Consider the following 19841-nt stretch of genomic DNA (forward strand, 5'->3'; position numbering starts at 1 on the left):
CGCCTCTTCTTCAGCGCCGCGCGGGGTGCTCGCGCAGTTCCTGACAGCTGATGCAGCACTCGCAGCCCGGGGCGGCCTGGCGGCGAGCCTCGGGTATTTGCTCGCCGCAGTCCTCGCACCAGAGGGCGCTGGGCGCCGGGCGAGTGTTCGTCCGCTGGGCCAGGGCGGCCTGGATCATGTTCTCGGCCCGTTCGTTGGCCTGGTCGATCACATCCACAGTCAGTCTCCCTATGCCGGCAGCGATGCTGCGGCCCAGCGTTTGCGCAGGTCCTGCCAGATCGCGTCGCCGTCCTCGAAGTACTCATGCACTTCCTGTTTCGGGGCATAGTCCATGCGCAGCACGGACAGGCACGCATCGAACAGCGCTGGGTCGAGGCCGCGCAGCTCGGTGAGGTCGAAGCGGTGAGCCTGGCCGTTGTACAGGCCGAGCAGGAACCGACCGATCACGCCGCTCTGGCCGCTGTCGCGCTGTGCGATCGGGAGCAGGCGTTTCAACGCTGTGATGCCGGCTACCTCGTTCTCCTGCTGCCTGGCCTGGAAGTCGTGGATCAACCGCAGATAGTCGTGGGGGAGGGGTTGCATGGTGTCTCTCCTATCGGTTTGTGGTCCCGGCGTTGCCGCGCCTGGGCTGGGTGTCTGTTGATCAGTTCGCTACAACGGCATGGATGGTCAGGTGGTCCGGCATGCGGTGCTGGTAGCGCTCCAGAGCCGCGATCTGCTCTTCGCTGCACTCGTCGATGCAGATGACCGTCGCGCCGCGATTGGAGAGGTGCCAAACCGCGTCTTTCAGTGCTGCTGTCGTCATGTGACGACCCACCAGAATCTGGTTCTCGCTTTGGCCGTCAGCCTTTGCGATTTGGCGCAGGCGGACCGTCTTGCCAGTAGCGGGTGCGCCGCGGGATACATTCAGTTGCATGGTGTCTCTCCTTTGGGGTTGCAGTCCCGGCGTTGCCGCGCCGGTCAGGCTTGGAAAATCCAGCACTTGACGGTGCTGGGTCGGTTGGTGAAAGGGTTCTGGCGGGCGTGTGCCGCCCGTACTGCGCTGTCGACGGCCTTGTATTCGATGAATTTGTGCCGGCGGGACTCTTTCAGCAGGTCGCGCAGGGTTGCCGCGTCGGCCACCTTCTGGCGGTGGTCGGCTGCCAGCTTCACGAACTCGTTGAGGTTGATGGCGATGGTTCCGGGGTTCTTGCTGTGGTTGAGCACCGGCTCTTCGCTGAGGTTTTCGAGGTAGTCGTAGACCTCCCAGAACTCGGCCACCTCGGGCGCGTCGGCGTTGACGGCGTCCTGGCGCTCCAGGGCCATCGTCATCAGGGCCTGCTGAGCGCAGGCGAGCTGGTGCTCGGACAGCGGCACCACCAGGCGCAATGCGTCGACCAGGGCCATCATCTGCGCGTGGTTGAGTATCAGTCGCTCGATACGAATCTGCTTCAGACCGCGCAGCGTCGCGCTGTGAACCTTCAGCCGCTCGCGGAAGCACTCCAGCACGCGGGCCTCCGCGCGGATGGCCATCAGCAGGAAGTGGCTGACCTCGAGCACGTCCAGGTGGTTGAGGTTGTCAGCCGCGGCCTGGCTCTCGCGGGTGATCTCCGGGCGAATGAAGTGCAGCTTCACGATACGGGTCATGATCGCTTCGGAGGCCTGCACCGTGGCGTTCTGGCTCATCACCAGGGTGCCGCGGAAGGGGGGCTCGTAGGTCTCGTTTCCGGCGGTCTTCTGGCCGGTCACGCCCAGCGCGCGGCCGTTGAACAGCGGCTTGAACTCGTCCCAGTCGAATGACTTGGCGGCGCCGCCGGCGCGGCTGTTGTCGCTGCGGTCGGCCTCGAGCATGACCATGGGCATGTTCGACAGCTGGGTCAGCCAGCGGCGCAGGCCCGCCTTGGTCATCTTCGACGGGTCCTGGCCTTCCTCGTCCGCCCGGCCGAGCAGCTTCCATAGGAAGGTGATCAGCGTGGACTTGCCGGCACCGGCCTCGCCGGTGGCCTCGAGGAACGGAAAGGACTGGAACTCGGCACGGATCTGCTCCGCGAACAGCGAGCCGAACCAGAACGCCAGCGCCACCAGGCCCTTGGCGCCGAAGCAGGTCCACAGCCAGTCCAGCCACTCTGGGCGGTAGTCCTTGGCGTCGGTGGCGATCTGCAGCTTGATCGAGCGCTGCAGGGTCTTCAGGCGCAGCTTCTGGAACTCGAAGAAGTCTTCGGCGTTGGCCTTCTCGATCACGCCACCGCGCACCGCCACGTCGCCCAGGACGTAGCAGGCATGCTCCCGGCTGTAGCCCAGGTAATCGATGGTGGCCACCGTCTTCAGGCCGGTGAGTTGCAGCTTCATGATCTGGTCGAGCTGCGCGCCGCTGCCGGTGAATATCGCCCCGGCCGCCACGCCGAGCAGGCGCTTCTTGAACTCGCTGGCCGCCGCGACCTGGGCGCTGGTGAAGGTGTTCTTCACGCTCTCGTCGTCGGGGCGATCGATGCGGAAGTAGTACCAGCTCTCGTCTGTGACCTCGTTGCGCTGGAAGTACAGGGCCTGGGGGAAGCAGTTGGCGATTTCCACGACGCTGCCGGCTTGCTGCAGGGCCTTGTCGCGCATCTGTTTCTGGTTCAGCAATTGGTCGTCGTGGTTGTCGCTGTCCTCCAGGCTCTGCATGGCCTTGTTGAACTTCTCGATATCCAGCTTGAACCAGTAGAGGCGGTTGGCGAAGCGGAAGTGGAATTCACCGCGCTTGCCCCAGTCGTACATCAGCAGGGCCTTCTCGGCGGCACTCTCGGCGATCAGCAGCGCGCCCTCATGACGCGCGGTCTTGAGGTCTTTCTCGATCTGCGCGACGCGCTCGGCCGCGTCATCGATGAACATCCAGCGCTGGTGCAGGTCGTTCCAGTCGAATTTGCGGTTGTTGCGCTGCGGTAGTTGGGCCGCTTCGCAGACGTAGCCCAGGGCACGCGCCTCGGTCACCCACCGCCGGGTGTACCTGTGGGCGCCGGGTTCGTTGTCCAGCGCCCAGATCAGTTTCGGCAGCTTGCCGCCACGGGCTGTCGCGAGTTCGCGCAAAGACTGCTCGGGGAAGGCGTTGGAACTCATGGCCGACACGGCGTCGATGCCGTGGTGCAGCAGCGCGATGGCGTCGAAGATACCTTCGACGATCCACAGCTCCTTCACCTCCTGCAGGTCGACGCTGGGTGGGCACCACCAGACGCCGCGCGGGCTGTCGCCCGGCTTGAAGCGCGCCTTCTTCTTGCCGAAGCGGCTCGGGCGATCGATCAGGCGTTCCCAGTAGCCGCCTTTCTTCAGCGGGAAGCGTACTGTCGCGCTACCGATCTCAAGGTCGCGGTCCCAGTAGTTTTCCTGGCTGTACCAGCCATCGATCAGCGCCAGGTCGAAGCCGCGGGCATGGGCCAGGTACGCCCGGGCCGAGGCGGCGGGTTCCTTGTCGGTGGCCGGCGCTCGCTTGCTCCAGTCGTCGAAGAGCTCCGGGTAGATTTCCTTGATGTGCCAGGTGTCGCCGCACTTGCCGCGCCCGCAGCGGATGAACCAGGGGCTGTCGACCAGGGTGTAGAGCTCCTTTTTGCCGCACGTCGGGCACTCGCCCTTGCGCATGTACTTCGTGCCCTTGATCGGCGTCAGGCCGTACTGATCCTGTAGGCGGCGCAGCACGTCGGCCTTGAGCTCGCGGTCCATTTCCTTCATGCGCGCCCCCGAATCTGCTTGCGCAGTTCGCGGATGGTCCGGCAGATGCCAGCAATGTGTGGGCGGTCCTCGAGGATGCGCTTGCCGCGCAGCCCCTGCGGCGTATAGCGGTAGCGATCGTCGTACCAGCACTCGGCCATGGCGGCTTCGTACTGGCTGACCAGCCAGAGCAGGTACTTCTCAGCCTGGTTCTGGTCGACTTCGACGGTGATTGAAATATGGCCGCTCATGGCGGGATACCTCGAATTCTGGGCGTAACTTCCCCAAACCCACGGCAGTGGGTAGGGCGTGTTTCAGGGATTACTGGGTGTGCTGGGGGCGCTGTTTGAGCAGGTGCGCGGGCAGATAGCGAGCCGGGATCGGGAAGCGGCAGTGATTGCGGGTGTCGATCAGGTAGACCACCTCGTCGTCTCCCTGGCCCCAGTCGATGCCCAGCCAGATCGGCTCTGGCCCCGCGAAGACTTCATCCCACGCGCGCTGGGCGAGTTGTTCGGCCATGAATTGGGGGACCTCGAGGCCTTTGGCCAGATGGTTGACACAGGCATCGAACAACCGGTCGGAGCCGGAGGAAAGATATTGGTTGGCGTGGGCCTGCAGGTACGCTGCGGCGGCTTTCTGCATGGTGCTGCGGTAGTCGTTGGTGCTGTTCATTGCATGCACTCCACATGATCCAGCAGGTCCAGTTGGTTGGTTGCGGCCGCGAGGTCGCGGCGTGCCAGTTGACGGGTCTTCGATGGCGCCATGGGGAGCACCAGTAGTGGCCGCTCGAGGCCAGAGGGGCTGAGCTGGTAGTCCCAGCTAAGGGAGCCGGTGAAGGTGGCGCCGCAGAGCGCGTTAGTGCATTGCGCGTACATCGAGCGGAAGCACGGAGTCTGGCCTTCGGAGGAACGGATCCGCATCCGGCTGTGGCAGCAGGGGCAGACGAGCTTGTAGACGCTCACGCCTTGACCCTCCGATGCAGGGTGATCACTGCGCCGACCTCGGCGTGCCGTGCGGCCAGGTGTTGGCGATGGGCGACGATGATTTCGGCGAGTTCGGCCTCGTCGATCTCTCCATCGCGCAGCGCCTCGGCGATGATGCGGTCGACCTCGCCGCGCCTGATGGCGGTGGTGACGCCACGGGCGTACAGGTCGAGGTTGTCCAACTGGACCGGGTCGGGCATCTGCACAAACATGCCGCCGTACAGGTGGGCGACATACTCGGGGAAGTGGCTGGTGCCGGTTTCCTGCTCGAGCAGGAGCAACTGGTCGTCGCTGAGCGGTTTGCTGCCGGCGTTCTCGTAGGCGTGGTTGTCGAACTTCTTCAGGTCGAGGCCCAGGCGGGCGGCGGCGCATTCGCGTCCGCCGGGGTAGGCGCCGATGATCGCGCTGACCACCTGGCGCCGCGTTTCTAGGAGCGGGCGTTTCATCTTCTGGTATCTCCCCAGGGCGGCGGTCATTACTGTTCGGTTGCGGGTCGGCGAATGCCGGGGACGACATCGGCACCTATCTCTTCAGATAGGTCCTTCAGAATCGCGTAGGCGAGGCGACCGTTGGGCAAACGTTCCGCTCCTGCCCACCGAGCCACCACTTGGGTGACATTGCGCGGCTCGTAGCCGCGAGCCAGCGCGAACTTTCGGTAGCTGCTGCCCTTTTCGACGAGACGTGCACGGATCTGATTAGGGGTCATGGCTTGGGTGTTCCCATACGGATAAGATGTTCTCGTTGTGAGTAAGGCTATTGCCTCATTTTGAGTAAGTCAACAGGAATTTCCTATTTTGGGAAACAAGAGCGCTAACGCCGTTGTGGACCGCCTCCTGAGTGTTTACGGGGTCAAGAACGACAATCAGCTGAGTGAGCTTCTGCAGATCAAGCGATCAACGCTTGGCAACTGGCGCTCACGTGACTCCGTGCCTTACACAATTTGCGTAAGTACGGCGGAGGAGAGAGGCGTCAGACTGGATTGGTTACTCACCGGTGAAGGACCAATGTGGAGAGGGGCAGACCCGCAGAAGGTTGAGGCAACGCCTACCGATCCCCGCGAGCAGGCTCTGCTGGCACTCTGGCGCGAACTGGACGAGGGTGAGCAGCGAGAAATACAGCTTGCTGCTGAGGAAAAGAAACGTCTGAAGATTCTGGAGCAGCGCCTCGCGGAACTGGAGGCCGTTGTCGCTGATGCCAAAAGGCTGGCATGATCTGTTCCCGTTGAGAACGTGACATGGACTGCCGTTACGTCAGTGCTGACCTAGGTGAACAACGGATAACGTCCCTATGACCACCATGAAAATTGATGAATCCCGAATGGGTGTGCTTAGGGCTAGCGACTTAATTCGCTTCTTCGAGCATGCCGGCCGCTACTCGAAATGCCCCCATTGTGACCATGATGGAACTTGGGATTTCCACATTAAGATCGATCCTGAGACGGGCAAGTCGGATGACGATCCTGTGTTGATTCCTTTCTGTATCGGTATGGCGGACAAGGCCGATGGTTGGACGAAGTGTGCTGGTGTGACGTGCCCCCAATGCGGGCATTTCTCGCTGATCAGCATGTACAAGATCGCGGCATTCAAAGAAGGCAGGGACCAGCGTGGGTGAGATAATCCAGGCTCATTGGACAGGACGACGTGGTGGTGGCGATACTACGGGTAGCCAGCCACCCGGAGGTGACGACTTGGAAAAGCGCATAGAGACGTTGGAGAAACTGCTTCCTGATATGAGGGAGCGGTTGGCGCGTGTCGAAACCAAACTCGATGGCATAGAGAAGACGATGGCCACCAAGACGGACATGGCTGAACTCAAGGCGGCCATTGCCTCTGAGTTCGGCTCTCAGACCAAGTGGTTCGTTGGTACGGCTGTTGTTCTTGCCGGCATTGCTTTTACCGCCGCACGATTCATACCCGGCGGGTAGCCAACTCACGACACTCCATCAGAAGCCCGGCCCAGCGCTGGGCTTCTGTTTTTTCCCTTGGGACATGAGCCTTTTGGACACCCAAGAATGGTTGCGGCCTCCCGCATCTTTCTGTCGTTGGCAACCATGTGTGTGGCACACACGGTTGGTGGCAGAATCTTGTTCCATCGGGGCATGGAATTCACGCCGTACGGTCCTCCATCGTCGCCAGTTGTGGTGATTCCACCATAGTCGGGCCGACGCTATCTTTTCCAATTGCTGATGATGTCGCCACGGGGAAGCATGGAGAAGACCCACTCCCTTCCTTCCTTGTACTTCGTGAAGAGGCCTTTCTCTACTAGTCCATTAAGTGCCGTTGAAGCGGTATTGTAAGAGCAGCGTAGGTTTTCACGAACATTTTGGGCTGTGAAGTTGGTTGCGCGTCCATTTTTTGCTACTTGAAAGATGGTTCTTTGTTTGTCGCTAAGCTCCCCGTAGAGGCCGGATTTATAGAGAAAGGCGTTAAATTCTTCGATGTCTCTTAAGGTTTTGTTGTATTGGTCCATGTAAGCATCGATTGCCCTGCTTATGATGTCGCACTGGTAATCAATAAAGTAGGTCAAGTCGAGATTGTCGGTTTCAGTATATAGGTAGCTTTTGCCGTACTTGGCTGGTGCTGATTTCAATAGGGTGCTTATGGCAATGTATCTGAAAGCGCCAAATTCGTGCTTGAACAAAAGCCAGTAAAACAATGATCTTGCAACTCGGCCGTTTCCATCATGAAAGGGATGCTCAAAGCCTATGGAAAAGTGAATTATGATTGCTTTTACCAGCGGGTGAATATAGTGGTCATCCTTTGCGTGGCAGTGGTCAGTATTCACCCAGTCAACCAGTCTCTGTAGCCGTTCTTCAAGGCCGTCCGCAGGTGGCGGTATGTGAACTGTATTGCCTTCTCCGTCGACCACTACAACATCATCGGTTTGCCTAAAAGTGCCAGGCCGGTATTTTTCGTCGTCAATTCCTTCTACCCCTGTTGAGTGGAGTTCAGCAATCAGATCTAAGCTCAAGGGGAGATTTCTATTCTTCCAGGCAAAGTTCATCATCTTGAAATTGCCAAGTATCATTTTCTCGGAAGGGGTCCGGGGTTGACGCTTCCGCTTTAACATATCTTTCGCGATTTGGGTAGTTGTTGCGGCCCCTTCTAGCTGACTGCTACTAATAGCTTCGTCTTCTACTAAGTCATTTAGTAGATATTCTAAGTGCTGCTGTTCGCCAATTTTATTGCACATCCACTCTAATGCGGCAGTAGTAGTTCTCCTGTCGCACTCGGAAATTGCCCGCTGTATGTTTGGGGTCAGGAGCAAGTGACCTGGCTGCGCTGGCTCTCCTAACTTGATAACCTCTTTTAACTGGCTTCTTCTAGCCTGTTTTACGAGCGACCAAGCAATGGTGTGATCCAGTTCCTTATGGAGTCTGAATCGAAGCTTGTCATAGTGGAGATACCGGCCCTTCGAATCGAGCGGGCTATGCAGGGCCATGTATTCCCTCAATAGCACGGGGTTTTTAAAGTCTAGCTTTAGGAAAGGGTTCATGATCGTCGGAGGTGGATTTTTCAGCATGACGAGTCTCAAAAAATAGGCTTATTGAGATAAGACTACACGTCGATCCTCATTTCAACAAACCAAATTTTTGAGACAAGGCAGGCTTGGGAACCACCTCAGAAAATTCGCCCAGCCTCGTTCGTCCGCATCCTTAGCTGGTGCCATATCCGTGCCGTGCCGTGCCTGCTTGCAGCCGCTTCCACTCCCGATCCACCGCACGTTTCGCCGTCGCTTTGGTGCTGTACAGGTAGCGCAGGCGGCGCGGCTTGCTCTGGTCTCCCGCGGTGATGGTCTTCTCCGTCCCGCTCTTCTCGTCGCGGTAGTAGGCGATGATGCCGGTGTAGTCGCCGCCGGTGTCGTCGGCCAGGTCGCTGACCAGGTCCTCGGGCAGCTTGCTTTCCAGCTCCAGGCTGGTGATGTAGCCGCCGTCGGCGCTGAGGCTGTGCTGCACATTGCCGCCGTACCAGATGATCGCGTCTATCTCCGTCTTCACGCCCTGCAGGGTGTAGGTCAGCTCCGGGATCAGGTCCGCCCGGCCTCTAGCGAGCACGTAGCTGAGCGTGGCGCTGCCACGCTGCAGGCGGTTCCACTCGGCGCGGGCAGCGCGCAGGGCGCTCTGGCGGTCGCTGTAGGTGTGGCGCAGGTCCTTGAGGTTGTCGCCCTTGGCACCGGCGATGGCCTCTTGCTTCTTCGCGCTGTTCACGTCGTAGAAGTACGCGCGCACGCCGTCGTAGCTGTCGCGGTCGGCCTGCAGATAGCGGTGCTGGTCGCCATCCTGGCGGGTGAGGGTGATGTGCGGCAGCGCCAGGCCGCTGGCAGTCTTGCCGCCGCCGGCCGGCAGGCAGAGCAGGCAGCCAGCTTTCACGGTGGCCACCGCATCGAAGTCCTCGCCCAGGCGTGTCAGCAGGTTGGCGTCGGACTCGTTGGCCTGGTCCAGCTGCAGGATCGGCAGGCCCGCCAGCGCCGGCGCGAGCACCGGCTTCAGGTTGTTGCCGAGGGCGATGTCGGTGAGCACGTCGCCCAGCGTCTTCGGGCTGCTCCAACTGCGCTCGCGCTTGACCTTCAGGCCCTTGCGCAGGTCCGCTGAGCGGGCGCGGATGCTGAGCACGTCCGGCGCGCCGCTGTGCTCGGTTTCGTCGACGGTGTAGGTGCCCTTGTCGACCAGTCCGCTGTCACTCCAGCCCAGCCAGAGGTGCAGCACGGCGCCGCGCGGGGGGATCGCGAGCAGCCCGTCATGATCGCTGAGTGTCACGCTCAACTGATCGGCCTCGAGGCCGCGATTGTCGGTCAGATCCAGGGCGATCAGCCGAGGGCTGATGAGCTGGGCGATGTCGTTGCCGTCGACCGTGAGCCGGAACACCGGCACCGGGTAGCCGGCGTCGCGCTGCAGCTGGTCGACGGCGCTGGTCAGGTAGCCCGTTACGCGGGCGAGGGCGGCATCGATCACAGGATGCGTCTCAGCAGGTTGCCGGCGGTACCGAGGACCGAGCCGAGCAGATCGGTGCGGCCGTCGTCGATGCGCTTGAGCTCGAGGGAGAACTCGATCCGCCGCGGGGTGCCGTCGGCGAAGAAGAGTGTCCGCGTCTCGGTGACGCGCTCGATCACCCACAGGCCGTAGATGCGTCCGGTGCCCTCGACCATGGGCCAGGCCGACCCGGTGTCAGCCATCTGCCGCAGCACGTCCAGGCTCAACGCGCTGCCGGCCAGCTCCGGCAGCAGCACGCCAGGCAGGGTGATCGCGTCGTCTCCGCGGCCGACGAACTGGCGCGCCGGCTGGGCGCCGATGCGGCTGCTGCTGGCGTGTCGCCACTCGGTCTGCCGCTGGAACTCTTGATAGGCCAGCGTGTGCAGGCTGAAGACGAACATCCCGAGGGACAGCATCATGGTGGTTACTCCCGGTCCTGCAGGCGGGCGCGCAGGCGTGCCGCCTTGTTGCGTTCGCGCTCGTCCAGCAGTTGGCTGAGCGTGCGTTTCAGGTCTGCGGTGTCGCTGCCCGCGCCGGCCTGGATGGTGATGTAGTAGGTGTCGCCGCCGACGCTGATCGCTGCTGGCGCCGAACTGACCGAGGGACGGTTGTCGATGGTGATGGCCTGCGCCGGGGCGCTGGCTCCGAGCACCAGGGCACCGATGGCGCTGGCGCTCTTGCCCAGGTCGCCCAGCATGGCCAGCAGCGGCTGGTCGAACGTCGGTGGCGTGATCGCAGGGCGGGGGCCTCGGGCAAACTCCCCGTCGAGGCCGGCGACAGCCTGACGACCCGCGCTGACCAGGCCTTGGCCGAGACGTGCAATCACGCCCAGCGGGCCGGCCTGGCCGGCGCCGAGGCCCTGGGCCAGGCCGGCCATGGTGAACCCGCCCAGGTCGGCGAACACCCGCGACGGCGAATGGATGCCGAGCTTGTCCTTGAACCAGTCGATCGCGGCGCCGCCGACGCGCTGGACCGCGCGCTTGATCTGCCCTAAGCCGGCGAGCAGGCCGTTCACCAGGCCCTGGACGATCATGTTGCCGAAGTCGCTGAAGCGCGCCGGCAGGTCGATGCCCAGGTAGCCCAGGACGCCGGCGAAGGCGCGGTACATCAGGCCGAGTGGGTTGAAGTCGAGGAGGATGCGGATGATCCCGCCGATCCCGCCGTTCAGGCCCGCCTGGATCTCTTCCCACATCTCGAGCAGGTACGCCTTGACGGCGTCCCAGTTGCGATAGATCAGGTACGCGGCGCCGGCCAGCACCGCCACGACGGCGGCAATTGCCAGGACCACCGGGTTGGCGGCCAGGCCCCACAGCGCGATGCTCACGACGCGCAGGGCGGTCACCAGCGGGCCGATCAACAGGCCGGCCAGCATGCGGATCGGTGCGAACAGCAGTTTCAGCAGGCCGATCAGCCCGGGCAGGCGAATGCCGATGGTGCTGAGCATGAAGCGGACCGCGATCATCGGGCCGAGGATGCCGGCGAGGGTGATGGCCAGGCTGCCGACGGTGGCCATCAGCGCCGAGAACGCGGCGACGGTGATGACGATGCCCTTGCTGACCTGCGGGTTGGCCTTCAGGAACTCGCCGACGTTGTGCAGCAGGTGACTGAGATCGGCGGCGAGCTCGCGCAGCCAGGGGCTGTTCTTGTCGAACAGCTCGACCGAAATGTTTTCCAGGGCCGCATGCAGCATCGTCATGTCGCCCTTGAGGTTGTCCAGCTGGGTAGCGGCGACCCTCGCGGCCTCGCCCTCGGAGTTGTTCAGGCTTTCGCGCATGGTCTGGAACTGGCCGCCCTCGACGGCGCGCATCAGGGTGCCGAAGCTGGTCACCGCATACTGCCCTGCGATGTCCTTGAAGATCGCGCCGCGCTGCACGTTGCCCATGCCGGCGGTCTTCTTGTTGATGTCCTTCAGGATGTCCAGCATATCGCGCATGTTGCCGTTGGCGTCCTTGGTCTGGACGCCCAGCTTGGCTACCGCCTTGGACGTGCCCAGGCGGGTCAGCACAGAGCGCATCGAGGTGCCGGCCATGCTGCCCTGGACGCCGGCGTTGCCGAGCAGAGCCGTGGCGGTGGTGACCGTCTCCAGGCTCTGGCCGTACTCGCGGCCGACGCCGGCGGAGTACTTCAGCGAGTCGCCGAGCATGCGGATGTCGACGTTGTTCCGGGTGAATGCCGCAGTCAGTACGTCGGCCACCTGGTCCATCTTCTCGGCTGGAATACCCATCGCCGTCTGGATGTTCGAGGCGATGTCAGCAGTGTCGCCGAGGTCCATGTCGCCGGCGGCGGCCAGGTTGAGCATGCCGGGCATGGCGCCGAGGATCTGCTTCGCGTTGTAGCCGGTGCGGCCCAGGAAGTACTGGCCCTGGGCGACTTCCTTGTCGGTGAATTTGCTGGACAGCGGCAGGGTGCGGGCCTGTTGCCGCAGCGCCTGCATCTGCGGATCGTCCTTGCGCTCGATGCGGGTCACCGCCTGGGTGGCCGACATCGTTGCGTCGAACTCGTAGCCCACGCCGAGCATCTGCCGCAGCTTGTCGCCGGTGTACATGCCCGTCGCGCGCGCCGCCATGCCGGTGCCGGCCAGCGCGGCGGCGCTCTGGATGCCGCGGCTGTAGGTGTTGCGGGCGTGGGTCAGGCGTTCCTGCTGCTGGCTGAGGTTGCGCAAGCGCTGCGCCTGGCTGTTGATAGCGCCGTTGGCTGCCTGGATCTGCGCGCGCAGGTCGCGCTCATGCTGGCCGAGGTTGCGGGTGCTGATGCCGGCGTTGCTAAGGCGCGTGCGCAGTTGCTGCAGGGCTTGGCTGTGCTGCAGGTGCTGCTGCTTGAGGAAACCGGCTTCACGGATGGCCCGGTTGTAGTCGCGGGTGAGCGCGCGGGTGGGGTTGCCGGCGGCGGCCATCTGCTGGGCCAGCGCTTTCACCCGGGCCTGTTGCCCGGCCAGCGCGGTGCTGACCTGCTCCAGGGCGCCGCGCTGGGTGCGGAAGGCGCGCACGTCGCTCTGCTGAGCGTTGAGCTGCTTCAGGCGCTCGCGAGTTGCCTTGAGCGCCCGGGCCGTCGCGTCGCTGCCTTGCATGATGCGACGCAAGGGCGCGGTGGCTCTGTCGATCGCGCTGAGCAGCACGCGCAGCTGCAGGTCATTCGCCATCGGCGGAACTCCGTACCCGGGCGCGTTCGCGCCATTCCATCAGTTCGGTGAGCGAGAGCCGGTCCATATGGTCCGGCGCCCAGTGGAACGTCACGGCCAGGTCGGCCATGGCGTTTTCTACGCGATCAGGGAGGCTGCCGCTTTCGCCCGCTTCTGCAGCAAAAAACCGGCGATCACCTGGCCGCAGGCGAGCAGGTCGGCCGGGTCCATGCCGGTGGCCTCGGGCTCGGTGATGGTCGGCTGGCTGATGCGCGGCAGGATTTTGATGGTCGCGGCCACATCGAACTGCAGCAGGTCGAGCAGGTGCAGGCCGCGCAGTTCGCCAGATGAGGGCTTGCGCAGGGTGAGCGATTCGATGGACTGGGCGCCGCGCTTGATCGGCTGGTCGAGGGGGACGACGTTGTCGGGAGCGTTCTGCAGGTCAGCGGGAGACTGTTCGGTTTTCATGGGCGTCGGTATCCAAGGGGGAGAGAAACCGCCGGCCGGGCCGGCGGGAAGGGATTACAGGCCGATGGCCTTGCGCTGTGCCTCGAGCAGGTCCTTGCCGTTGACCTTCTCGACGAAGTTCAGCAGGTCGATCTCGATGACTTCCTCGCCGTTGACGACGAGCTTGTAGTAGCTGCAGGTGGTGGTGATCTTGTGCTCGGTGTCTTCGCCGGGCTGGGCGTCACCCATTTCGATGGTCTCGTGCCGGCCACGAACGACGATTTCGACGGGCGTGACTTCGCCGGTATCGTCTTGCTGGAATGAGCCGGCGAAGCGCAGCATGACGCCGCTGGCACTGACTGCGCCGTACTGCTTGAGGGCTGTCAGATCCAGGCCGCCGAGGGTCCACTCGAACTGGATGCCGTCATCGTCGAAGCCTAGGTCGGCCTTGACCGGGCCGTTCATGCCGCCCCCGCGGAAGGCCTCCATCTTGCGGGCCAGCGGGGGTAGGGTGCAGGACTTCACGACGCCCTGGTAGCTACCGCCGTCGTTGAAGAGGTTCATGTTCTTGAGCTTGCGCGGCATGGCCATGGTAGGGCTCTCCGGGAATCAGGTGGGTCGGCTCCCCGTCCGGGGAGCGCTGGGTGTCAGGCGTTGACGCGGCTGGCGAAGTCGACGAGGTAGCTGTCGGTGATCTTCTGGAAGAAGGTCAGGTCCTCGAGCGGCGGCACCGGGGTGTAGTCGTAGGTGATGCGCAGCTTGCCGGCCTTGAGCGTGTCCTTGTCGTTCACGTTGGGGTCGTACCAGGCCTGGGCGTCGATGATCAGACCGAGTCCTTTGAGTTCGCGGAACTTGGCGTTCACGCCCTCGACGATGTCGCGCACCAGTGACGGATGCATGGGCTTGTCGACCGCCCACATGTGCGCCTCGGCGATGGTGTCGGCCAGCACCTGGGCGGTGCGGGTGTAGTTCTCGAAGGCGAACAGCGGATCATCGCTGCAGGTGCGCGACCCCCAGAAGCGGAAGCCGCCTTCCTGTACCAGGGTGGTCACCTCGTTCTCGTTGAGGTAGTTGGCGTCGGTGCTGGGGCTCTGCAGGTCCCAGAACACATCGGCGCTGATGCCGGTCACACCGTTGACGGCGACGTTCGACAGGGTCTTGTGCCAACCGACCTCCTGATCGATCCGGGCGCGCAGGCCCAGGGCGCGTGCGACGGCTGGCGCTGGCACGGTCTGGTTGACCACGGTGCTCCAAGTCAGGAAGTCCGGCCAGATCACCATGGCCTCGCGTGCCGCGAAGTTTTCGCGGTAGGCGGCGGCCTCTTCCTTTGTCTTGCAGCCGCTGGCGGCGACATAAGCGAAGGCGCGGAGTTGCTGGGCGATGGCGATGAGTGCGGTAGCGACCGGCTGGGTGTCCAAGCCCGGCGCGCCGAGGATACGCGGCACCACGCCCAAGCGGGCCTTGGCGGCAAGCAAGGCCTTCATGCCGGTGTACTTGCCTTCGGTGCTGACGCCACCGATGACGGCGCTGTTGGTCGTTGCTTCATCTTCGCCCGGCTTCACCCGCACCACCACAGTGGCGGCGTTGGACTGGTCGGCGATCGCCTGCAGGCTGGCGGCCAGCGTACCGCTAGTGCCAGCCTTACCGATGGCGGCCTGAACGTTGGTGATGAGTACCGGCGTATCGAGCGGGAAGGCGGTGGCGTCGGCGTCGTCGGCGGTGGCTACCAGGCCGATGATCGCGGTGGCGATGGTGCGAATGGGGCGGGTCCCGTCGTTGATCTCTTGGACCCGGACACCGTGATGATATTGGTCAGCGGCCATTGGGTGTGCCTGTGCAGTGGTTGGATGACACTGCACAGGCTGCCGCGCGCGCGGTTGAACAGCGAGCGAGGCGCCTTGTGGCACGGTGCTCTACAAAATGTCAGGACGCCAGTTCGTCTGCCAGCCATTCCGGCGCTCTCGGCCGGTGTTCTGCGAGCGGAAACTCTCCAGCTTCCGGCCAGTCCCGGAGTGCGCGCCGGTAGGTCTGTAGTGCGCTGTATTTCTCGGCGTCGAGCGTGGGCACGTCCCCGGCCTCGATCTCGTCGCGGTGCCGGGCAACCAGTGGGTCTGTTTCGCGTAACCGTGCGTCGCGCCAGATGCGCTCGAAGCTCTCCAGTTCGTCCCGCGTGGGTGCAGGTGGGTCCAGCAGGATCGGCCGACCGTCTTTGCCGGCGGCGATGCGCTTGCCGCGCGCCTGGGCCGCGAGCAGAGCGGCGTGCTCGTCTGCGGTGATCTCTACGGCATCGTCGGGGATGTCGGTGTTGATCGCTGTGTCGTAGAAAGCGACGGGATCTGCGCCGAAGAAGTGCGCCATGTTCTGTCCTCAGTATCCGATTGCAACGTAGTTCACGGCGCCGGCCACCTCGCGCGGCGTCGAACCGCTGTTCAGTGAGCAGGCGATCGCCGTGGGCGTAATGCTTCCTGACCAGACGCTGAACCCGTACCAGCTCGAACTGGTCCCGCCGTATTGCAGCGACGGCACGACGGTCAATGGACCATTCGGGAACGCGATGGGTAGCGTGGCCCATCCGGTGCTTTCGCCGGTGCCGGGCGGAATGCTGACGCTGCCGAACTGCAGAATCAGGCCGCTCGGCAGCTTCTGATAGCCCGGCGACGAGCGCAGCGCGGGGAATGCCGGGGTGGCTTCGATAAGCCACATCGACGCCTGGTATTTCGTGAGGGAAATCGACGTGCCGTTGGGGATGATGTAGGTGGTAGCAGTCCCGGATGGGTCGGTTGCGCTGATGAAGCGGTCGGTTGTCGAGCGTTGCACCAGCGTTACGGTGAAGCCGCTCAGGTTGACCAAGCGCAGCGAGGCGCCTTGTGGGAGCGCCGAAAGCTGCGGCGTCGTCCACGTCGCCTCTCGGTTATGTGCGCCGGCCACCACAGTCAGGCCGACGAGGGGGGCGTCGAGGATAGCATCGCCCGTCAGCACCGCTGCGCCGGCCATGCTACCGAGAGCGGCACGCACATATTCGGTCGTGGCGATCGACGAATCCCTATCGAACGCCGCCGGCGTCGGTGCGCTGGGGGAGCCCGTCAGGACGAGGTTATCGGCGAGCCGGACGTCGATCGTTACGTCGCTCGAGCCATCGAACTGAACACTGCCGCTGGCCTGGCCACTCAGCGTGAGCTTGCGAGAGTTCGCGAGTTGCACGGCTTTCCCTGCGGGCTTCGTTCCGTCTATCAGCCCATCCACGAGGCTCTTCAGCGCAGCGGTCGGGCGTGACACGTGGCTGATCAGCCAAAGGCCTGGCTGGTACTTCGAGATAGTTGCGGTGACATTGTTCGGTATCGTGTACGAGATTGCGACGCCGGAAGGATCGTCCGCGCTGATGTAGTGATCCGCTGCGGTACGCTGGACCAGCGTCAGTGTCGAACCGCTGATGTTGACGATGTGGAACGACGCGCCAGTTGGAAGAACAGACAGGTTCGGCGTGGTCCATGTGAAATCGCGGTCATGCGAGCCCGCGACGAGGATCGAACCGATTACCGGTTCATCCAGCACCGTATTGCCGGTGTATGAGATTGCGCGCGCGGCGCTACCCAGGGCCATTCTGACGTACTCGGTCGTCGCAAGCTTCTGGTCGTGTGCGAACAGTGGTGGCGTGGGGGCTGTTGGTGCTCCGCTGAATGCCGGTGAGAAGAGCGGGGCGTAGCTCTTCAACTGGTCGAGTACATAGGCGCGCGTGGCAAGCACCACTGCAGGATCGATCTTCAACTCGACGTTGGCGGAGTTGCTGACGATCAGGTTCATGCGCACAACCTGTGTGCGTCCCGATCCCTGATTCAGCAACGGTTTGAAGCTGGGCGCGCAGTTTGCGACCGCGACAAGGTCGTTGTCGGCATCGTAGAGCCCGATTTCACGGATCCACCATCCGCCTACGTTCTCCGGGATGATCTGTTCGGCGATGATCACCGCCGCATTCTGCGGATCCACCTTCAACTGGTTGAGCGGCGCCCGGCGTCGCTCGTTGACCAGCGCGGTCTGGGTGGGGGAGGGAATCGGGTCGGTGCCGCCCGCGTCACCCACGCCCATCTGGGTAATCTTCCATGGGATGCCCAGCGCATCGGCGTTGGCCTGCTTGGCCGCGCCGATGTTGGTCAGGATGGCGAAGAACTGTGAATTCTGATCGATCATGGGTACACATCCAGGGTATCGATGGTGTGATCGCGACCGCCCCGGCCGATGGTGCCGGTGACTTCGATGTCGCGGGGGCTCGGGGGATAAACGTCGATTTCGTCGCCGTCGTAGACGGCTGCACCCAGGCGCACGCTGCCGGTGCTCTCAAGGCTGATGGCGAGGCCGACGAGGTGCCGGGTCAACGGCTTGGCGTCGTCGATCAGCCAGGTCAGTTCCTCGTACATCTCTTCGGTAATACCGGTTTCGAGTACGCCGACCAGCAGTTCGAAGGTTCCGGGGATGCCGGCCGGCGCCTGCTGCCACCACTCACGGACCTCGATCAGATACCCCAGTGGTTCAACTACGCGGCGCAAGGCGCCGATCGTGCCCTTGCGCGAATGGATGAAGAATGCCGAGCGGATGGCGCCGCGGCGTGCCGATTCAGGCCACGCGCTGCTCCAGCGGTCAACGGAAAACGCCCACGCGAGGTACGGCAGCAGATTCGCAGGGCAGGTATCAGGGTTGCAGAGCGTGCGCAGCGGGATCGGTACCCGCTGTATCTCCGCCAGCGCCTGGGCTGCCAGGCGTTCGAGCTCTGAGGCGTTGCGAGGTAGCAGTGGCACCGCGGTCATGGCTCGGTACCGATAGTGAGCGTGATGTTCGTGCAGTACGGCGCCTGGCTTGCAGTGGCGGCGATGTCTGCCCAGCCGGCGAGTTCGACTTTACGAACCCCTTCGACGTGCAGCGCGGCATGGATCGCCGACTCTGATACTTCCATCCCCAACCGCCGTCGTTGAAAGACATAGGCCTCGAGCTGCGCGCGGGCGGCGGCCTGGATCGGCTCGGCTTCGGGGCCGATGGTCGTAAGAAACAGCGATGCGCTGATGCTGTACTCGATGACTTCGGCGCTCTGGACGATCAGTCGGTCGGCGACTGGGCGGCGATCTTCGTCTGAGAGATAGCGCTCTACGACGGCCAGCAGCTCTGCTGGCGCGGTGCCGTTACCGATGGCCGACTGCACGGTGATCACTGCAACTGCGGGCGAGGGGCTGACGGCTGAGGCATCGCCGACGCGGCCGTCGGCGGCGCGGGCGTGGAAGATGTAGCTGTTACGCGGTCCCGCGGTACTGAGGCCTTCCCAGGCCATCTGCGCGCGCTCGCGCAGGCTGTCGTCGGACTCCAGCAGTTCCGGCACGGGCGGAACCTTCGACGGATCTCCGGGCTGGATGACCAGGCGCTTGACGTTGTAGTTCGCGGCGAGCTGGTCGAGGTCGGCGCCCTGGGCGCTGGCCAGCATGTTGGCGAGAGCCGCCTCGTTGACCCGCTGGCGCCAGAGCATTTCGCGGTACGCGTTTTCCTCGAGCAGCTTGGTCAGCGGCTCGGACTCCAGGGCGAGGCGGGCGGTGATTTCCGCCTGCTGATCTTCTGGCCAGAGGCTGATGGCGTAGGCCTTGCGCTCGGCGAGTATCTGCTCGTAGTCCAGCTGCTCCACCGCGTGTGGTGGCGGCAACTGGCTGAGGTCGATGGCGACGAAGTTCGTTGTCATGCGCTGGCACCCATCTGCAGGGGGATGCTCAGGTTGTGTGGCTCGTTGCTGTCCACCAGGATGGCGTCAATCTCCATGAGCACCTGGCCGGCCAGGTTCTGCCCGTTGATCTGGACACGGCTCAGGCGGATGCGCGGCTCCCAACGCATGAGGGCCATGGCGGTGGCGGCATAGACCTGTAGCCGGGTGGTGTCGTTGAACGGAGCATCGATCAGCTCCGGCAACTGGCTGCCATATTCGCGTCGCATGACGCGGGTACCGATGCGAGTGGTGAGGATGTCGGCGATCGACTGGCGGATGTGTGCCAAGCGGTCGATGGCGCCGCCGGTATGGGCGTTCATTGCGGTTTCCCCGTCGTAGCGCCGCCCGGCATGACGCCGCCGTGGGTATGACCGACCAGGCTGATGCCCTTGGCGATCACGTCGACGCTCACGGTGACCTTGCCGGTGACGGTTTGGTTGCCGGTCTGGATGTAGTCGCCCTGGTGGGTGATGTCGCCGACGATGCGGATACCGCCGTCGCTGATGAGCTCGGTGGTACCGCCGGCGGGAAGAACTGCGCGCAGGTGGTGGGCGGCGCTGTCGTACTCGATCACCGCGCCGTCGCGGTAGGTGGTGCGATGCAGGGCGTCGCGGTCGCCGTTGGGCGGGATCAGGTCACTGAACAAGCCGGTCAGGACCACGCCATTGGCGGTCTGCCCGGATGGGCTGAAGAGCAGTACCTGCTCGTTCAGGGTGGGGGCGTTCCATTCCCGGTCGGCACCGGCCCGCGGCGATGCCCAGGGCAGCCAGCCGGTCAGCAGGTCACCGGTCAACACACGGACGCGCTGCGCGGCATGGTCCACCGCGGCGATGGTTCCGAGGCGGATCAGGTTCTCGATCATGCGGGAGAGGGCGGCGAAGTCGTTCATGCCGCCGATAGTGGGCGACGCGCGCGCGGGAGGCAGCCAGC

Annotated in this window: 26 protein-coding genes; 3 read left to right on the top strand and 23 right to left on the bottom strand. The window is 63.5% G+C overall.

All coding sequences use genetic code 11. From position 1 onward, the window contains the following. Positions 1 to 10 precede the first annotated feature (10 nt). The 9 genes from JHD77_RS14760 to JHD77_RS14800 form a co-directional block, all read right to left on the bottom strand. Entirely contained in the window at positions 11 to 217 is a 207-nt protein-coding gene (locus JHD77_RS14760) for a TraR/DksA family transcriptional regulator (protein WP_023093091.1), read from the bottom strand. Positions 218 to 228: 11 nt separating this feature from the next. Then, positions 229 to 582 carry a DUF7673 family protein gene (locus JHD77_RS14765; protein WP_022580407.1) on the bottom strand — a complete coding sequence of 118 codons (354 nt, stop codon included), beginning with the start codon at positions 580 to 582 and terminating at the stop codon, positions 229 to 231. A gap of 61 nt (positions 583 to 643) precedes the next feature. Continuing rightward, a complete protein-coding gene (locus tag JHD77_RS14770) occupies positions 644 to 916 on the bottom strand; it encodes a hypothetical protein (RefSeq protein ID WP_024007742.1) in 273 nt (90 codons plus the stop codon). 44 nt (positions 917 to 960) lie between these two features. Further along, entirely contained in the window at positions 961 to 3681 is a 2721-nt protein-coding gene (locus tag JHD77_RS14775; RefSeq protein ID WP_031293862.1) for a toprim domain-containing protein, read from the bottom strand. After that, the gene (locus tag JHD77_RS14780; protein ID WP_003098410.1) at positions 3678 to 3911 is read right to left on the bottom strand and encodes a hypothetical protein; all 234 of its coding nucleotides are present in this window, start codon (positions 3909 to 3911) and stop codon (positions 3678 to 3680) included. Before JHD77_RS14780 ends, JHD77_RS14775 begins: the two co-directional genes overlap by 4 nt. Before the next feature lie 70 nt (positions 3912 to 3981). Further along, positions 3982 to 4332 carry a hypothetical protein gene (locus JHD77_RS14785; RefSeq protein ID WP_024007744.1) on the bottom strand — a complete coding sequence of 117 codons (351 nt, stop codon included), beginning with the start codon at positions 4330 to 4332 and terminating at the stop codon, positions 3982 to 3984. Next, positions 4329 to 4622 carry an ogr/Delta-like zinc finger family protein gene (locus JHD77_RS14790; RefSeq protein WP_003098408.1) on the bottom strand — a complete coding sequence of 98 codons (294 nt, stop codon included), beginning with the start codon at positions 4620 to 4622 and terminating at the stop codon, positions 4329 to 4331. The genes JHD77_RS14785 and JHD77_RS14790 overlap by 4 nt, the downstream gene beginning before the upstream one ends. Further along, positions 4619 to 5089 (bottom strand): YmfL family putative regulatory protein, encoded by a 471-nt coding sequence (locus JHD77_RS14795; RefSeq protein WP_031293865.1) that lies wholly within the window; start codon positions 5087 to 5089, stop codon positions 4619 to 4621. Before JHD77_RS14795 ends, JHD77_RS14790 begins: the two co-directional genes overlap by 4 nt. Before the next feature lie 29 nt (positions 5090 to 5118). Continuing rightward, complete coding sequence (locus JHD77_RS14800) at positions 5119 to 5349, bottom strand: hypothetical protein (RefSeq protein WP_071575217.1); 231 nt, start codon at positions 5347 to 5349, stop codon at positions 5119 to 5121. 88 nt (positions 5350 to 5437) lie between these two features. On the opposite strand from JHD77_RS14800, the gene JHD77_RS14805 reads away from it, so the two are divergent. The 3 genes from JHD77_RS14805 (at position 5438) to JHD77_RS14815 (ending at position 6567) form a co-directional block, all read left to right on the top strand. Further along, positions 5438 to 5854 carry a helix-turn-helix transcriptional regulator gene (locus JHD77_RS14805; protein ID WP_024007746.1) on the top strand — a complete coding sequence of 139 codons (417 nt, stop codon included), beginning with the start codon at positions 5438 to 5440 and terminating at the stop codon, positions 5852 to 5854. Between the two features lie 76 nt (positions 5855 to 5930). Then, positions 5931 to 6254, top strand: coding sequence for a hypothetical protein (locus JHD77_RS14810; protein ID WP_024007747.1), 324 nt, complete (start codon positions 5931 to 5933; stop codon positions 6252 to 6254). Positions 6255 to 6330: 76 nt separating this feature from the next. Next, positions 6331 to 6567, top strand: coding sequence for a hypothetical protein (locus JHD77_RS14815; protein ID WP_024007748.1), 237 nt, complete (start codon positions 6331 to 6333; stop codon positions 6565 to 6567). 242 nt (positions 6568 to 6809) lie between these two features. On the opposite strand, the gene JHD77_RS14820 is transcribed toward JHD77_RS14815, so the two are convergent. From JHD77_RS14820 to JHD77_RS14885, 14 genes are all read right to left on the bottom strand, one after another. Further along, positions 6810 to 8165, bottom strand: a complete 1356-nt coding sequence (locus JHD77_RS14820) for a Fic family protein (protein WP_042163804.1) — start codon at positions 8163 to 8165, stop codon at positions 6810 to 6812. Between the two features lie 133 nt (positions 8166 to 8298). Continuing rightward, positions 8299 to 9594 (bottom strand): phage late control D family protein, encoded by a 1296-nt coding sequence (locus JHD77_RS14825; protein ID WP_191519325.1) that lies wholly within the window; start codon positions 9592 to 9594, stop codon positions 8299 to 8301. Continuing rightward, a complete protein-coding gene (locus tag JHD77_RS14830; protein ID WP_015967206.1) occupies positions 9591 to 10031 on the bottom strand; it encodes a phage tail protein in 441 nt (146 codons plus the stop codon). Before JHD77_RS14830 ends, JHD77_RS14825 begins: the two co-directional genes overlap by 4 nt. 5 nt (positions 10032 to 10036) lie before the next feature. Beyond that, positions 10037 to 12751 (bottom strand): phage tail tape measure protein, encoded by a 2715-nt coding sequence (locus tag JHD77_RS14835; protein ID WP_058172989.1) that lies wholly within the window; start codon positions 12749 to 12751, stop codon positions 10037 to 10039. Beyond that, positions 12741 to 12860 (bottom strand): GpE family phage tail protein, encoded by a 120-nt coding sequence (locus JHD77_RS14840; RefSeq protein WP_003098394.1) that lies wholly within the window; start codon positions 12858 to 12860, stop codon positions 12741 to 12743. The genes JHD77_RS14835 and JHD77_RS14840 overlap by 11 nt, the downstream gene beginning before the upstream one ends. A gap of 8 nt (positions 12861 to 12868) precedes the next feature. Further along, positions 12869 to 13198, bottom strand: a complete 330-nt coding sequence (locus JHD77_RS14845) for a phage tail assembly protein (protein ID WP_024007659.1) — start codon at positions 13196 to 13198, stop codon at positions 12869 to 12871. Between the two features lie 54 nt (positions 13199 to 13252). Further along, the gene (locus tag JHD77_RS14850) at positions 13253 to 13768 is read right to left on the bottom strand and encodes a phage major tail tube protein (RefSeq protein ID WP_023093077.1); all 516 of its coding nucleotides are present in this window, start codon (positions 13766 to 13768) and stop codon (positions 13253 to 13255) included. A 56-nt stretch (positions 13769 to 13824) separates the two neighbouring features. Next, the gene (locus JHD77_RS14855) at positions 13825 to 15000 is read right to left on the bottom strand and encodes a phage tail sheath protein (RefSeq protein ID WP_042163814.1); all 1176 of its coding nucleotides are present in this window, start codon (positions 14998 to 15000) and stop codon (positions 13825 to 13827) included. A 100-nt stretch (positions 15001 to 15100) separates the two neighbouring features. Beyond that, the gene (locus JHD77_RS14860; RefSeq protein ID WP_022580420.1) at positions 15101 to 15535 is read right to left on the bottom strand and encodes a phage tail assembly chaperone; all 435 of its coding nucleotides are present in this window, start codon (positions 15533 to 15535) and stop codon (positions 15101 to 15103) included. Between the two features lie 9 nt (positions 15536 to 15544). After that, entirely contained in the window at positions 15545 to 17362 is a 1818-nt protein-coding gene (locus JHD77_RS32360; RefSeq protein WP_031293741.1) for a phage tail protein, read from the bottom strand. Continuing rightward, positions 17359 to 17976, bottom strand: a complete 618-nt coding sequence (locus tag JHD77_RS14870; RefSeq protein WP_022580422.1) for a phage tail protein I — start codon at positions 17974 to 17976, stop codon at positions 17359 to 17361. The genes JHD77_RS32360 and JHD77_RS14870 overlap by 4 nt, the downstream gene beginning before the upstream one ends. Then, positions 17973 to 18890: a baseplate assembly protein gene (locus JHD77_RS14875; protein ID WP_023127416.1), complete on the bottom strand. Its 918-nt coding sequence runs from the start codon at positions 18888 to 18890 to the stop codon at positions 17973 to 17975. The genes JHD77_RS14870 and JHD77_RS14875 overlap by 4 nt, the downstream gene beginning before the upstream one ends. Beyond that, on the bottom strand, positions 18887 to 19231 hold the full coding sequence (locus tag JHD77_RS14880) for a GPW/gp25 family protein (RefSeq protein WP_024007656.1): 345 nt from the start codon (positions 19229 to 19231) through the stop codon (positions 18887 to 18889). Before JHD77_RS14880 ends, JHD77_RS14875 begins: the two co-directional genes overlap by 4 nt. Beyond that, a complete protein-coding gene (locus JHD77_RS14885) occupies positions 19228 to 19800 on the bottom strand; it encodes a phage baseplate assembly protein V (RefSeq protein ID WP_023096274.1) in 573 nt (190 codons plus the stop codon). Before JHD77_RS14885 ends, JHD77_RS14880 begins: the two co-directional genes overlap by 4 nt. Positions 19801 to 19841: the final 41 nt, after the last annotated feature.

It is taken from the genome of Pseudomonas sp. P20, from assembly GCF_016463925.1.
GTDB classification, from domain to species: domain Bacteria; phylum Pseudomonadota; class Gammaproteobacteria; order Pseudomonadales; family Pseudomonadaceae; genus Pseudomonas; species Pseudomonas aeruginosa.